12 protein-coding genes are annotated in these 14,001 nt (G+C 74.4%); 2 read left to right on the forward strand and 10 right to left on the reverse strand.

What is annotated here, in order from left to right; genetic code table 11:
• Positions 1-31 precede the first annotated feature (31 nt).
• The 10 genes from GD880_RS01975 to GD880_RS02020 all read right to left on the reverse strand — a co-directional run bounded on the left by GD880_RS01975 (position 32) and on the right by GD880_RS02020 (position 11,664).
• Positions 32-958, reverse strand: coding sequence for a hypothetical protein (locus GD880_RS01975; RefSeq protein ID WP_152229930.1), 927 nt, complete (start codon positions 956-958; stop codon positions 32-34).
• Positions 959-1,047: 89 nt separating this feature from the next.
• Positions 1,048-2,352, reverse strand: coding sequence for a thymidine phosphorylase (locus tag GD880_RS01980; protein WP_152229931.1), 1,305 nt, complete (start codon positions 2,350-2,352; stop codon positions 1,048-1,050).
• The gene (locus tag GD880_RS01985) at positions 2,349-2,762 is read right to left on the reverse strand and encodes a cytidine deaminase (RefSeq protein WP_152229932.1); all 414 of its coding nucleotides are present in this window, start codon (positions 2,760-2,762) and stop codon (positions 2,349-2,351) included. Before GD880_RS01985 ends, GD880_RS01980 begins: the two co-directional genes overlap by 4 nt.
• Before the next feature lie 14 nt (positions 2,763-2,776).
• Entirely contained in the window at positions 2,777-4,069 is a 1,293-nt protein-coding gene (locus GD880_RS01990) for an ABC transporter permease (protein ID WP_152229933.1), read from the reverse strand.
• Positions 4,066-5,382 carry an ABC transporter permease gene (locus GD880_RS01995; protein WP_152229934.1) on the reverse strand — a complete coding sequence of 439 codons (1,317 nt, stop codon included), beginning with the start codon at positions 5,380-5,382 and terminating at the stop codon, positions 4,066-4,068. Before GD880_RS01995 ends, GD880_RS01990 begins: the two co-directional genes overlap by 4 nt.
• Positions 5,379-6,962 carry an ABC transporter ATP-binding protein gene (locus GD880_RS02000; protein ID WP_152229935.1) on the reverse strand — a complete coding sequence of 528 codons (1,584 nt, stop codon included), beginning with the start codon at positions 6,960-6,962 and terminating at the stop codon, positions 5,379-5,381. The genes GD880_RS01995 and GD880_RS02000 overlap by 4 nt, the downstream gene beginning before the upstream one ends.
• A 139-nt stretch (positions 6,963-7,101) precedes the next feature.
• On the reverse strand, positions 7,102-8,217 hold the full coding sequence (locus GD880_RS02005; RefSeq protein WP_226909304.1) for a BMP family lipoprotein: 1,116 nt from the start codon (positions 8,215-8,217) through the stop codon (positions 7,102-7,104).
• A gap of 303 nt (positions 8,218-8,520) precedes the next feature.
• Positions 8,521-9,813: an amidohydrolase gene (locus GD880_RS02010; protein ID WP_152229936.1), complete on the reverse strand. Its 1,293-nt coding sequence runs from the start codon at positions 9,811-9,813 to the stop codon at positions 8,521-8,523.
• 116 nt (positions 9,814-9,929) lie between these two features.
• Positions 9,930-11,033: a mannose-1-phosphate guanylyltransferase gene (locus tag GD880_RS02015; RefSeq protein ID WP_152229937.1), complete on the reverse strand. Its 1,104-nt coding sequence runs from the start codon at positions 11,031-11,033 to the stop codon at positions 9,930-9,932.
• Positions 11,034-11,100: 67 nt separating this feature from the next.
• Complete coding sequence (locus GD880_RS02020) at positions 11,101-11,664, reverse strand: 2'-5' RNA ligase family protein (protein WP_152229938.1); 564 nt, start codon at positions 11,662-11,664, stop codon at positions 11,101-11,103.
• Between the two features lie 201 nt (positions 11,665-11,865).
• Here GD880_RS02020 and GD880_RS02025 point away from each other — a divergent pair, with 201 nt between their 5' ends.
• Together GD880_RS02025 and galT are read left to right on the forward strand one after the other, a co-directional pair.
• A complete protein-coding gene (locus GD880_RS02025; protein ID WP_152229939.1) occupies positions 11,866-12,738 on the forward strand; it encodes a DeoR/GlpR family DNA-binding transcription regulator in 873 nt (290 codons plus the stop codon).
• The gene (galT, locus tag GD880_RS02030) at positions 12,735-13,988 is read left to right on the forward strand and encodes a galactose-1-phosphate uridylyltransferase (RefSeq protein ID WP_152229940.1); all 1,254 of its coding nucleotides are present in this window, start codon (positions 12,735-12,737) and stop codon (positions 13,986-13,988) included. The genes GD880_RS02025 and galT overlap by 4 nt, the downstream gene beginning before the upstream one ends.
• Positions 13,989-14,001 lie beyond the last annotated feature (13 nt).

The raw sequence follows: 14,001 nt of genomic DNA on the forward strand, positions 1-14,001 counted from the left end.
CGTGCCCCGCGGTGCGGGGCGGCGCAAGAGGTCACCGCACCGGCTCGGGGAGCACCACCCAGACCACGTGCGTCCAGCCCCCAAGGGCGGGATGGGGCTCGGTCCGGCCGAGCAGGGCGGCCACCGGCACCTCGTGGACCAGGCCGGCGGCGGGCTCGTACAGGTGCAGCACCGGGCGGCCGGCGTCGTCGTGCCCGCGGTGGGCCGCGGCGGCGGGCGGGGGCACCGCGAGGACGACGTGGCGCGGGACGGCGCTGGCCAGGCCGCGGCGCAGGTCCCCGCCGGTGTAGAGCGGGACGGGCACCCCGGCGAGGGTGGCCTTGTGGGCGCTGGCCAGCAGCGCGGTGGCGCGGGGCGAGGCGTCGTCGAGCGGGACGGACCGGTAGCGCACCCCGGGGAAGCGCGCCTCGCGGGCGGCCGTCCACGGCGGGGTGCCGAGGCGGCCGGGCCAGGGCACCGGGCCGAGCGCCCGCGCGCTGGTGCGCCGCTTGAGGTGCTGCTGGGCGGCGGCGAGCCGGGTCGCCGCGGTGGGGTGGGCGGTGGCGGCCACCGGCGGCAGCGCGCCCATGCCGGTCGCCGCCGGCGGGATCTCCGGCGGGACCTGGTCGGCGGGCAGGTCGGGCGCCAGGGTGCCGCGCTCGAGCCAGTCGGCGAGGATGGGGTCGCCGGTGGCCGCGAGCATGAGCAGCACCATGGACCCGCAGGTGGTCTCGTCGGTCTGCCGGGCGGGCGCCCCGCCGAGGGTGACCGGCGACGCGGCTGCGGTCCCCGCCGGGCCGGCGGGCCCAGGCCCGGCCCTCGGACCGGCCGCCGGCCCCGACGCCGGGCGGGCCCGGCCGGCCCGCGGCGTCGGGGGACGCCGCTCCACCGGGCCGGGGGCGCCGTGCCGCGGCGCGCGCAGCGGGCGGGCGAGGGGGCCGAGCACGGTGCTCAGCGAGACCGGGGGCAGGGCACGCATGAGGGCCAGCGTGCCTCGCCGGCGGGCGGGCGGCGACCCGGAGCGGGCCGCGGGCCGGCGCGGGCGGCCGGCGAGAGCGTCGCGCCCCCTCAGCCGCCCACCCGGTCCAGCACGACGGCCCGCTCCCGCGCGGCGAAGCCGTCGAGCTCGGCCGGCGGGGTGACGACGACACCACCGGCCAGCGCCTCCCGGGCCCGGCCGAACCGTTCGGGGGTGTCGGTGTGCAGGGTGAGCAGCGGCTGGCCCGCCCGGACCCGGTCGCCGGGCTTGGCGTGCAGCTCGACGCCCGCGACGGCCTGCACCGGGTCCTCCTTGCGGGCCCGGCCCGCGCCCAGACGCCACGAGGCCACCCCGACGGCGTAGGCGTCCAGGGTGGTGAGCACGCCGTCGGCCTGGGCGAGGACGTCCTCGGTGTGCCGGGCCGCCGGCAGGGCGGCGTCGGGGTCCCCGCCCTGGGCGGCGATCATCCGGCGCCACACGTCCATGGCCCGCCCGTCGCGCAGCGCCGCGGCCGGGTCGGCGTCGGGCCGGCCGGCGGCGTCGAGCATCTCCCGGGCCAGGGCGACGGTCAGGTCGACGACGTCGGCGGGCCCGCCGCCGGCGAGGACCTCCACCGACTCGCGCACCTCGAGGGCGTTGCCCACGGTGCGCCCGAGCGGGGTGGACATGTCCGTGAGCAGCGCGACCGTCCGCACACCCGCGTCGGTGCCCAGCTCGACCATGGTGCGGGCGAGCTCGCCGGCGCGGTCGCGGTCCTTCATGAACGCGCCGGAGCCGACCTTGACGTCGAGGACGAGGCTGTCGGTGCCCTCGGCGATCTTCTTGCTCATGATCGAGCTGGCGATGAGCGGGATCGCCTCCACGGTCGCCGTCGTGTCGCGCAGGGCGTAGAGCTTCTTGTCCGCCGGCGCCAGCCCGGACCCGGCGGCGCAGATCACGGCGCCGACACCGTCGAGCTGGGCGAGGATCTCCTCGTTGCTCAGCGCCGCCCGCCAGCCCGGGATGGCCTCGAGCTTGTCGAGGGTGCCGCCGGTGTGGCCGAGCCCGCGGCCGGACAGCTGCGGGACCGCCACATCGAAGACCGCCACGAGCGGGGCGAGGGGCAAGGTGATCTTGTCCCCCACGCCGCCGGTGGAGTGCTTGTCGGCGGTGGGCCGGGACAGGGCGGAGAAGTCCATCCGCTCGCCGGAGGCGATCATCGCCTGGGTCCAGCGGGCGATCTCGGTCCGGTCCATGCCGTTGAGGAAGATCGCCATGGCGAGGGCGCTCATCTGCTCCTCGGCGACGGCGCCGCGGGTGTAGGCGTCGATGACCCAGTCGATCTGCGCGCGGCCGAGCGCGCCGCCGTCGCGCTTGGTGCGGAGGACGTCGACGGCGTCGAAGGGCTCGGTCATGCGGTCGCCTCCCGGGCGAGGTACTCGGGCCCGAACGCCTCGGGAAGCACGTCGGTCATGGGGTGGATGCCGCTGGGCATCTCGACGAGCAGGGCCGGCCCGCCGTGCTCCCACAGCAGCTGCCGGCACCGCCCGCACGGCACGAGTACCTGCCCGTGCCCGCCCACGCAGGTGAAGGCCACCAGGCGCCCGCCGCCGGAGCGGATCAGCTCGGAGACCAGGCCGCACTCGGCGCACAGGGTCACGCCGTAGCCGGCGTTCTCGACGTTGCAGCCCGAGACGGTGCGGCCGTCGTCGACCAGCGCGGCCGCGCCGACGGGGAACTTCGAGTACGGCACGTAGGCCCGCTCCATGGCCTCGTAGGCCAGCGCGCGCAGGGACGCCCAGGCGTCCTCGGTGATGACGGTCATCGCGCTCCTCGACGTCACTTGATGTACGGGATGTTCTCGGCGGCGGGCGCCCGCACCTTCCCGACCAGCCCGGCCACGGCGAAGATCGTCACGATGTAGGGCAGCATGAGGAGGAACTCCGAGGGCACCGGGGCGCCGATGGTGGACAGGACGGTGCCGAGGTTCGTCGTGAAGCCGAACAGCAGCGCCGCGGCGACGGCCCCGTAGGGGTTCCACTTGCCGAGGATCATCGCCGCGAGGGCGATGTAGCCCTGCCCGGCGGACATCTCCTTGCCGAACGCCAGGCCGGAGCCGACGGTGAAGAAGGCGCCGCCCAGGCCGGCCACCGCCCCGCCGAGGAGGGTGTTGCGCACACGGGTGGGGTTGACCTTGATGCCCACGGTGTCGGCGGCCTTGGGGTGCTCGCCGACGGCGCGCACCCGCAGGCCCCAGCGGCTGCGGAAGAGGAAGACCTGCAGGACGATCACGCCGGCGTACATGAGGTAGACGAGCAGGGTCTGGTTGAACAGCACCGGGCCGAGGACGGGGATCTCGGACAGCCCCGGGATCGGCAGCCGGGGCAGGCTCTGGCGGGCGTTGAAGACCTGCGCGTTGTCGGTCAGCACCGTGGAGAACAGGAAGCTCGTCAGGCCCACCACCAGCACGTTGAGCACCACGCCGACGATGATCTGGTCCACCCAGTAGCGCACCGCGAAGAAGGCCAGCAGCACCCCGACCAGGGCGCCGGCGACGGGCGCCGCGACGAGGCCCAGGTAGGCGCTGGAGGTGAGCGAGCCGACGACGGCGGCGAGGAAGGCCCCGCCCAGCAGCTGGCCCTCGATGGCGATGTTGACGATGCCGGACCGCTCGCACAGGATGCCGCTCATCGCGCCGAACACCAGCGGCACGGACAGCGCCAGGGCGCCCTGGAGCAGGGTGGTCACCGGGATGACGGTCGAGCGGCCCGCGCCCACCCAGGTGAGGAAGGCCAGCACGAACGCCACGCCGAGGACGACGTGCGCCCAGGCCGGCACCGGGCGCCGGTCCACCGCCGCCTTGGCGACGTACCCGGTGAGCGCCACGAGGACGAGGCTGAGGACCCAGTTGGTGGCGGTGGCCGGCAGGGCGAAGTTCGGGATGGCCAGCAGGTCGGTGGCGCGCGAGAGCTGGAAGGTGGTGTGCTGGCCGGGCTCGAGCAGCAGGGTGAACACGACCAGGCTCAGCAGGGTGAGCACGCCGTAGACGACCGGCCAGCGCCAGCTGATCGGCGCCAGGACGGCGGGCGCCGCCTCGCGCGGGCGGGCGGGTGTCGCGATCGCGGTGCTCATGCCGCTGCCTCCTTGACGGCCGGGGCGCCGGCACGGCGGGGGCGGGCCCCCGGCGCCGGCAGCCGGAAGATGGCGCGGACCAGCGGGGGCGCGGCGATGAGCAGCACGATGATCGACTGGACCACGAGGATGATCTCGATCGGGGTGTTGGTGGTGGACTGCATGAGGAAGCCGCCGGCCTTGAGCGCCCCGAACAGCAGGCCCGCCACGAACGTGCCCACCGGGCGCGATCGGCCCAGGAGGGCCACGGTGATCGCGTCGAAGCCGTAGCTGGCGGCCACGCCGCCGGTGAGCACCTTCTCGGTGCCCAGCACCTGGGCGGAGCCGGCCAGCCCGCACAGCCCCCCGGCGACGAGCATGACGAGCACGGTGACCCGGTCCACCGACACCCCCGCGGTGCGCGCCGCGCGCGGGTTGGCCCCGGTCGAGCGGAACTCGAACCCCAGGGTAGAGCGCTCGAGCAGCCACCACACGAGCACCGTGGCCGCGATGGCGAGCAGGAACCCGGCGTGCAGCCGGAACTGCTCGCCGAACAGCAGCGGGTAGGTCGCGGAGTCGGTGGGGATGGGCGGGGACTTCGGGAACGGCGACCCGGGCAGCTTGAACGCCTGCGTCTGCAGCAGGTACGCGATGAGGTACACCGCGATGTTGTTGAGCATGATCGTCACGATGACCTCGTTGGCCCCGGTGCGGGCCTTGAGGACGCCGGCGATGCCCGCCCAGATGGCGCCGCCGAGCGCCGCGCCGACGGCGGCGAGGAGCACGTGGAGCACCGGCGGCAGGTTGAACGTGAAGCCGATGAAGCCGGCGAAGATGCCGCCGAGGATGATCTGCCCCTGCCCGCCGATGTTGAACAGGCCGGCGCGGAAGCCGACGGCGACGCCCAGCCCGGCGAGGATCAGCGGGACGGAGAAGGTCAGCGTCTCGGTCAGGGGCCGGATCGCGCGGGCGAAGGAGGCCGCCTGGAAGTCGAAGACGGCGCCGCGGAACAGCGCGCCGTACGAGCTCGTGACCGTGTTCCAGGCCGCGGAGAAGAAGTCGGCCGGCCGGGCGAAGAAGTAGGCCAGCGTCCCCTGGACGTCGGGATCGGCCAGCGCGATGAGGACACCGCCGATGACGAGGGCGACGAGCACGGCGAGCACCGAGACCAGCCAGCTGCCGGTGAGTAGGTCGCGGAAGAACTGCTGGGTGCGGGTCTCGCGCCGGGGGGCGGCCCGGCGGCGCCCGTTCGACGGCGCCGGCTGCTCGGCCTGGGCGAGGAGGTCGCCGGGCTGGGCGGCCGGCTGGGGGGTGTCGTTGACGGGGTCGCTCACAGCGTTCCCTCCTGGTGACCGGCGGCGACGTCCGCCGCCGCGAGCGTCGTCTTGTGCTCGGCGGCCTGCTGCTGCGCCTCGTCCAGCGGCACGCCGGCCATCATCAGGCCGAGGACGTCGCGGTCGGTGTCGCCGTCGACGATGCCGACGATCCGCCCGCGGTACATCACCGCGATCCGGTCGGCCAGCGCCATGACCTCGTCGAGCTCGGTGGAGACGATGACCACCGGGGTGCCGTGGTCGCGCTCGGCGACGATGCGCTTGTGGATGAACTCGATGGAGCCGACGTCGACGCCGCGGGTCGGCTGGGAGGCCACGAGCAGGCGCAGCGGCCGGGACATCTCCCGGGCGATGACGACCTTCTGCTGGTTGCCCCCGGAAAGGGTGGAGAGGGGGTCATCGATGGAGGACAGGCGGATGTCGAACTCCGCCGCCCGGGCGGCGGCGTTCTCGCGCACGACGGCCGGCCGCATGGACACGCCCGAGGCGAACGGCTCGCTGTCGTAGAGGTCGAGGACGAGATTCTCGGCCACGGAGAAGCTGGCGATGATGCCGTCGGTGGAGCGGTCCTCGGGCACGAAGCCCACGCCGGCGCGCAGCCGCTGCTTGACGCCCCTGCCGAGCAGATCCTCGCCGTCGAGCCGGACGGCGCCCGAGGCCGGCTTGGTCAGGCCGAGGATCGTCTCGGTCAGCTCGGTCTGGCCGTTGCCCTGCACCCCGGCGACGGCGAGGATCTCCCCGCGCCGCACCGAGAAGCTCAGGTGGTCCACCACCGCCGCGCCGCCCGCGTCGAGGACGACGAGATCCTCGACCTCGAGGGCCTCCTCCCCCGGGGTCGCGGGGGCCTTCTCGACGGCCATGCCCACCGAGCGCCCGACCATCATGGACGCCAGCTCGGTCTCGGTGGAGCTGGGGCTCGCCTCGCCGACCACCGTGCCGCGGCGGATGACGGTGATCTTGTCGGCGACGGCGCGGACCTCGCGCAGCTTGTGCGTGATGAAGACGATGGAGGTCCCGTTGTCCCTGAGCTGGCGCATGATCGCGATGAGCTCGTCGGTCTCCTGCGGGGTGAGCACGGCGGTGGGCTCGTCGAGGATGAGGACCTTGGCGTCGCGGGAGAGGGCCTTGATGATCTCCACCCGCTGCTGGGCGCCGACGGGTAGGTCCTCGATGCGGGCGTCGGGGTCGACGTCGAACCCGAACCGGTCGGAGATCTCCCGGACCCGCTTGCGCGCCTCGGCGAGGTTGATGAGGCCGGCCGCGCCGGTGGGCTCGTAGCCCAGCACAACCGACTCGGCGACGGTGAACACGGGCACGAGCATGAAGTGCTGGTGCACCATGCCGATACCGGCGGCGACGGCGTCGCCCGGGCCGGCGAAGGTGACCGGCTTCCCGTCGAGCTCGATGTGCCCGTCGTCGGGCTGGTAGAGCCCGTAGAGCACGTTCATGAGGGTGCTCTTGCCCGCGCCGTTCTCCCCGAGGAGGGCGTGGATCTCGCCGGGCTCGACGACGAGGTCGATGTGGTCGTTCGCCACGAGCGACCCGAAGACCTTGGTGATCCCCCTCAGTTCCAGCTTCACGGCGTGCCCTCTCCTGTCGGTCGCGCTGGCCGCGCAAAGGGGTGACTGTCGTCCGGATCGACCCTACTGCAGCCGAGAACCCGACGGCCCGGCCAGGTGGGCCGGGCCGCCGGGGTGGTGCGGTGGGTCAGCTGGCGCCTTAGGCGGGCGCGTTCTGCGTCTCGACCGTGATCTCGCCGGAGATGATCTGGTCCTGGAGCTTGGTGACCGCGTCCTTGAGCTCCTGGGGCACCTGGGCGTCGAAGTCGTGGAACGGGGCCAGGCCCACGCCCTTGTTCTCCAGGGTGCCGACGTACGGGTCGGCGGCGAACTTGCCCTCGGCGGCCTGGGCCACGGTGTCCTGGACCGCCTGGCCGATCTGCTTGACGACGGAGGTCAGCACGATCGAGCCGTACTCGGTGGACTCGAACCAGTCGGAGTCCACGCCGATGATGTGGACGTCGCCGGCGGCCTCGGCCGCCGCGGCGGCGCCCAGCCCGACCGGGCCGGCCACCGGCATGATGATGTCGGCGCCCTGGGCGATGAACTGCTCGGCCTGGTTCTGGCCCTTGGTCTGGTTGTCGAAGTCGCCGGTGAAGGCGCCCTTCTGGGACGCCTTGTCCCAGCCGAGGAGCTTGACGTCCTTGCCGTTGTCCTCGTTGTACTTCGCGACGCCGTCGGCGAAGCCGTCCATGAAGATCGACACCGACGGGATCTGCATGCCGCCGAAGGTGGCGACGGTGCCGGTCTTGGTCATGCCGGCGGCGACGTACCCGGCCAGGAAGGAGGCCTCGGCCGTGTTGAAGAGGATCGGCTTGGCGTTCTCCAGCGTCACCGGCTTGAAGTCGGCGTCGCTGAAGGCGGAGTCGATGAGCGCGAACTGGCTGTCCGGGTTCTTCTCGGCGGCGGCCTGGATGGCGTCCTCGAGGAGGAAGCCCACGCCGATGGTGAGGTTGCAACCGGCCTGGATCATCGAGTCGACGTTCGGGGAGAAGTCGGCGTCGGACTGCGACTCGGCGGTCTTCTCCTTGATGCCGAGCGCGTCCACGGCGGCGGTGAGGCCCTCGTAGCCGGACTGGTTGAAGGACTTGTCGTCGAAGCCGCCGGCGTCCGAGACCATGCAGGCCAGGAAGTCCGCGTTGGCCGCGGTGCCGCTGGTCTGCTCCTGCCCGGCGGAGGTCTGCGAGCCCGAGTTGCTCTCGGGCGCCGCCCCACAGGCGGCGAGCGTCAGCGCGGCCGATGCCGCGAGCGCCGTCGCGTAGATGCTCTTCTTCACGCGTGTCTCCTGCAGTGTGTGGGCCGAGGGCCGGCCGGGGCGGGTGGCGCGCTCTGCAGGGAGAGCCCCGCCTGATCGGTCGGGTTCGGCGGATATCACCCCTGACCCTAGTGGTCGGAAACCGGCGTGCCTGTCACATCGTGAGACCAGCCGGGAAAGCGTTACCGAAATGTTTCCCCCCCGGCCGGGCGCCGGACACCCGTGGGGTCCATCGTCCGGTTGGCCCGGACTGGCCTACGCGTCCGGCCGGTTTCGGGCGCCATAGGTCGGATGGTCCGCCTCGGCGGGTTCGCGCCTCGCGGCCTACTCGACCCGGGAATGCTCGGCGGCCTCGACCCGGGAATGCTCGGCGGCCTCGACCCGGGGATGCTCGGCGGCGCCGTCGCCGGCCAGCACCGCCGTGCGGGCGAGCAGCCGGGCGCCGATGCCGATGGCCCGCTCGTCGAAGATGATGTCCCCGCGGTGCAGGTCGTACGAGGGCCCGCCGGGGGTGCGGGTGCCCAGGCGCACCATCGCGCCGGGGATCCGGGTGAGGTACCAGGCGAAGTCCTCGCCCCCGAGCGACTGCTCGGTGAGGACGACCGCCTCGGGCCCGATGACGTCCTTGGCGGCGGCGTCGATGGTGCGCACCGCCCGCTCCTCGTTGACCACCGGGGGGATGCCGCGGACGTAGCTCAGCTCGACCTCCACCCCGAGCGGGGCGAGCACCTGGGTCGCGGACTCCTGGACGAGCTTGGCGGCGCGTTGCCAGGCCCGGGCGTCCAGGCAGCGCAGCGTGCCGGTGAGCGTGCCGCTGGCGGGGATGGCGTTGGGGGCGCGCCCGGCGTGCACGGCGCCCCACGTGAGGTTGACCCCGGCGCGCGGGTCGAGCCGGCGGCCGAGCACGGCGGGCAGCTGGGTGATGAGCTGGCCGAGCGCGAAGACGACGTCGCCGGTCAGGTGCGGGCGCGAGGTGTGGCCGCCCTCGGAGGTCACGGTGATGGTCACCGAGTCCGAGGCGGCGGTGATGGCGCCGATGCGCGAGCCGACCCGGCCGACGTCGACCTTGGGGTCGCAGTGCAGCGCGTAGATCTGCTCCACGCCGTCCAGGACGCCCTGGTTGATCGCCGACTCGGCGCCGCCGGGCTGGACCTCCTCGGCGGGCTGGAACACGCAGCGCACCCCGACCGGCAGCTCGCCGGCGTCGTCGAGCGCCTTGAGGGTCAGCGCCGCGCCGTACAGGGCGGCGGTGTGGATGTCGTGGCCGCAGGCGTGAGCGAAGCCGTCGCGCTCGGAGGCGAAGGGCAGCTCGGACGTCTCCGTCACCGGCAGTGCGTCGAGGTCGGCGCGCAGGCCGATCCGGCGCCGGCCCCGCTCGCGCGGGTCCGCGCCGATGTTGACCACGAGCCCGGTGCCCTCGAGCAGCCGCGGGTCCAGCCCGGCGGCGCGCAGGCGCTGGGCGAGGAAGGTGGTGGTGCCGTGCTCCATCCGCGCCGGCTCGGGGTGGGCGTGGATGTGGCGGCGGACCTCGAGGAGCTCGGGCTCGAGCGAGTCGACCACCGCGGTGATCCGCCGCGCGACCGTGGAGTCGGTGGTGGCGGGGATGGTGGTGTGCACGTCCCTGACACTATCGCCGCCGCCTGTCCGCTGCCCGGCGCGGGGCGGTCGCCCGGCCGCGGCGGCGGTGGCGCGGGCCGGTCGGGCCGCGGCGGCCCCGGCAGGGGCGCCGCGGCTCACAGCAGCCGGTCGCGCCCGTCCCGGAGCTGATCGACGACCTGCTTGACCTGTTGGGCGTGCGCGCGGGTGGTGACGAGGACGGCGTCGGGGGTGTCGACGACGACGGCGTCGGGGATGCCGAGCACGGTCACCGTGCGCCCCGAGCCGGGCACCACCAGCGCGCCGGCGGCGTCGACGGTCAGCACGTCGGCGACGGCGCCGAGCACGCGCACGTCGCCGTCGCCGGCCGGCGGGACGAGGGGAGCCAGGCTGGCGAAGTCGCCGACGTCGTCCCAGCCCATCGCGGCCGGGACGACGGCGACCCCGCCCCGGGCGGCCACGGGCTCGGCGATGGCGTGGTCGATGGCGACCTTCTCCAGGTCGGGCCATACCCGGGCGAGCACGTCCGGGCGGGCGTCGGTGTCCCAGGCGTCGGCGATCTCGCTGAGGCCGGCGTGCAGGGCGGGGCGCTCGGCGGCGAGGTGGTCGAGCAGGACCGCGGCGCGCACGACGAACATCCCCGCGTTCCACCGGTACTCGCCGGTGGCGAGGTAGGCGGCGGCGGTGGCGGCGTCGGGCTTCTCGGTGAAGCCCACTACCCGGCGGGCGGTGGGTGTGCCGGCGCCGCCGAGGGGCTCGCCGGCCCGGATGTAACCGAAGGCGGTGGAGGGGTGGTCGGCCTCGATGCCGATGGTGACCACGTAGCCGGCGCGGGCCACGGCGACGGCCTCGCGCACGGCCCGTTCGAACGCGGCCGTGTCCCGCACGACGTGGTCGGCGGCGAAGGACCCGACGACGACGTCGCCGTGACGGCGGGCGAGCACGGCCGCGGCCAGGCCGATGGCGGCCATGGAGTCGCGCGGGCTGGGCTCGGCGAGCAGGTCGGCCTCGCCCAGCTCGGGCAGCTGGGCACGCACCGCCGCGGCGTGCGCCGTCCCGGTCACCACGGTCACGCCGTCGCCGGTGAGCGGCCGGAGCCGGTCGACGGTCTGCTGCAGCAGCGTCCGGCCCGCGCCGGTGAGGTCGAGCAGGAACTTGGGGGCCGCGCGGCGCGAGAGCGGCCACAGCCGGGTGCCGGCACCCCCGGCCGGGACGATGGCGTGCAGCAGCGTGTCGGGCATGGGCCCACCCTACGGGCGGCCGCGGCCGTGCCCGGGCGATCCGGCGCAGGACCGCCGGGCGTCCGGGTCAGCCCGCGCGGTGATTGACCGAGCTGCCGGTCAGCGGCACCCGGGCGATCATCCGCCACACGCCGTCGTCGCCGTGCTCGTACAGGCGCATGCTGCCCGCGGCGTAGGTGGCCTCGAAGTCCGCGAGCGCCCGGGCGGCACGGTCGAGGGCGTCCTCGTCCAGCTCGTGGGCGACGGTGACGTGCGGGTGGTAGGGAAAGCGCAGCTCCTGGGCCAGCACGCCGGTGCGGAGCCCGGACTGGAGGGTGGCGCACTGCTCGGCGCCCTGGGCGACGCGGACGAAGACCACCGGGCTGACGGGCCGGAAGGTGCCCGTGCCCTGCAGCCGGACGACGAACGGCGCCTCGGCGGCGGCGACCTCGCCGAGCAGGTCGACGACCTCGGGCAGCTGCTCGGGCTCGACGACGGTGGGCGGCACGAGCGTGATGTGCGGCGGGATCGCGCGGGCGAGCGGGTCCCCCACGCGGGCCCGCGTGGACTGGATGACCGTGGCGTACGGCTCGGGCACCTGGAGGGAGACCCCGATGCGCACCTGGTCCCCGACGCGCTCGGGCAGGTGCATCAGGGCCGCCTCCTCTCGGAGCGGCGTGCGGCGAAGGGTCGCAGGGTCACGGTTGCCATCCTGGCAGGTCCGCAAGCCCCTCGATACGCCCCCCGCCCAGGGGGCCGTGGCAGGAAGCGGTCACCTGTCGGGGAAGCACGGCGTCCAACCGCCATTCTGTGAGGTCTTGGTCGATTTTGTTGGGCCTGGCAGGATGGCGGCATGGCCCCACCGCAGGACACGACGACGCCGCTCCTGGCCCGCCAGCGCCAGGACTACATCCTCGCCCGGGTGACCGAGCACGGCGGGGTGCGCGTCGCGGAGGTGGTCGAGGCCCTCGGGGTCTCGGAGATGACGGTGCGCCGCGACATCACCGAGCTCGTCGCCCGCGGGCTGGTGGACCGGGTGCACGGCGGCGCCGTCGCCGCGGCGGGCGCCGCGCACGAGCCGCTGTTCCAGACCAAGGCCGGCCAGCGCACCCGGGAGAAGGAGCGCATCGGGGCCCTCGCCGCCGCGCGGGTGCGCCCGGGCGACTCCGTGGCGCTGACCGCCGGTTCCACCACGCTGGCCGTCGCGCGGGCGTTGGCCGCCGTGCCGCACCTGGCGACGCTGACGGTCATCACCAACTCCCTGCCCGCGGCCCAGGTGCTGGAGGAGGCCGCCGAGCAGGCGCGGGGCGAGGGACGGCCGGCGCCGACGATCATCCTCACCGGCGGCGAGCGCACCCGTTCCGACGCGCTCGTCGGCCCGATCGCCGTCGACGCCCTGCGCACGCTGCGGGTGGAGTGGGCCTTCCTCGGCGCACACGGCTTCGACCCGGAGATCGGCCTCATGACGCCCAACCTCGCCGAGGCGGCCACGAACGCGGCCATGGTCGCCGCCGCCCGGACCCCGGTGGCGGTGCTCGACGCCGCCAAGTGGGGGGTGCTCGGGCTGCGCACGTTCTGCCCGGTGGACCAGCTCGCGGTGCTCGTCACCGACACCGAGCCCGACGCCGCCACGCGAGCGGCGGCCGAACGGCACGGGATCGTCGTGGAGGTCGCCGTCGAGGCGGCCGGGACGAGCACGGACAGCGCCGAAGGAGGGCAGCGATGAGCGAGGACCCGGCGACGGCGGTGCGCCTCCTGGCGCCCACCGTCCGCAAGACCACCACCCGCCTGGCCGACGGTCGGGAGCTGACCTACTACGACGACTCCGAGCCGTACCTGTCCGGCGCGGCGACGCGCCGGCTGGACGACCCGCGGCCGTTGCCGTACCGCTTCGCCGACGTCGTCGGGGATGACGGCGTCGCGCGGCCGGTCACGGCGCCGCAGATGCGCTACGACGTGCTCACCGGCGAGTGGATCCCGATGGCCACCCACCGGATGAACCGCACGTTCCTGCCCCCGGCGGACGCCAACCCGTTCGCCCCGGCCCGGCCGGGCGCGGCCTACCAGGACGGGGAGATCCCGGACACCGACTACGACGTCGTGGTGTTCGAGAACCGCTTCCCCTCGCTGGTGGCGGTCCCGGGCGTGCCCGACGAGGTCGCCTCGCTGGACGGGGAGGCGCTGTGGCCGACCCGGCCGGCGGCCGGGCGCACGGAGGTGATCTGCTTCGACCCCAACCCCACCGGGTCCCTGGCGCAGGTGACGCCGCGGCGGATGCGCACGGTGATCGAGGCGTGGGCGGACCGCACCCTCGCGCTGTCCGCCGTGCCCGGGGTCGAGCAGGTCTTCTGCTTCGAGAACCGGGGCAAGGAGATCGGGGTGACGCTGCACCACCCGCACGGGCAGATCTACGCCTACCCCTACCTGACCCCGCGGACGACGCAGATGCTGCGCCAGGCGGTCGCCCACCGCCACCGCACCGGGGGCAACCTGCTGCGTGACGTGCTCGAGGCCGAGCTGCGCTCGGGGCGGCGGGTGGTCGCCGAGTCCGACCACTGGGTGGCCTACGTGCCCGCGGCGGCGCGCTGGCCCGTCGAGGTCCACCTCGCCCCACGCCGGGACGTGCCGGACCTGCCCGCCCTGGACGAGGCCGAGCGGGCCGACCTGGTGGGCATCTACCTGCGGCTGCTGCGCGCCGGGGACCGGTTCTTCGCCTGGCCCGCGGGCAGCGAGCACGAGGGCGAGCCGATCACGCTGCCGTACATCAGCGCCTGGCACCAGGCCCCGGTGCGCGAGGGCCGGGAGGACCTGCGCCTGCACCTGCAGCTGTTCTCCATCCTGCGGGCCCCGGGGAAGCTGAAGTACCTTGCCGGGTCGGAGTCCGGGATGGGCGCGTGGGTCTCGGACACCACGCCGGAGAGGATCGCCGACCGGTACCGGCAGGTGCTGCCGGCCGGCGTGGAGGAGCGGTCATGAGCGAGCTGCGGGA

Origin of the sequence: Georgenia ruanii (assembly GCF_009193175.1) — a bacterium.
Lineage (GTDB): Bacteria > Actinomycetota > Actinomycetes > Actinomycetales > Actinomycetaceae > Georgenia > Georgenia ruanii.

Excerpts from the sequence above, each read along its gene's own strand:
- GD880_RS01980 (WP_152229931.1), bottom strand. The coding sequence starts at position 2,352 with ATGACCGAGCCCTTCGACGCCGTCGACGTCCTCCGCACCAAGCGCGAC.
- GD880_RS01990 (WP_152229933.1), bottom strand. The coding sequence starts at position 4,069 with ATGAGCACCGCGATCGCGACACCCGCCCGCCCGCGCGAGGCGGCGCCC.
- galT (WP_152229940.1), top strand. The coding sequence starts at position 12,735 with ATGAGCGAGGACCCGGCGACGGCGGTGCGCCTCCTGGCGCCCACCGTC.
- GD880_RS02020 (WP_152229938.1), bottom strand. The coding sequence starts at position 11,664 with ATGCACCTGCCCGAGCGCGTCGGGGACCAGGTGCGCATCGGGGTCTCC.
- GD880_RS02025 (WP_152229939.1), top strand. The coding sequence starts at position 11,866 with ATGGCCCCACCGCAGGACACGACGACGCCGCTCCTGGCCCGCCAGCGC.
- GD880_RS01985 (WP_152229932.1), bottom strand. The coding sequence starts at position 2,762 with ATGACCGTCATCACCGAGGACGCCTGGGCGTCCCTGCGCGCGCTGGCC.
- GD880_RS01975 (WP_152229930.1), bottom strand. The coding sequence starts at position 958 with ATGCGTGCCCTGCCCCCGGTCTCGCTGAGCACCGTGCTCGGCCCCCTC.
- GD880_RS02015 (WP_152229937.1), bottom strand. The coding sequence starts at position 11,033 with ATGCCCGACACGCTGCTGCACGCCATCGTCCCGGCCGGGGGTGCCGGC.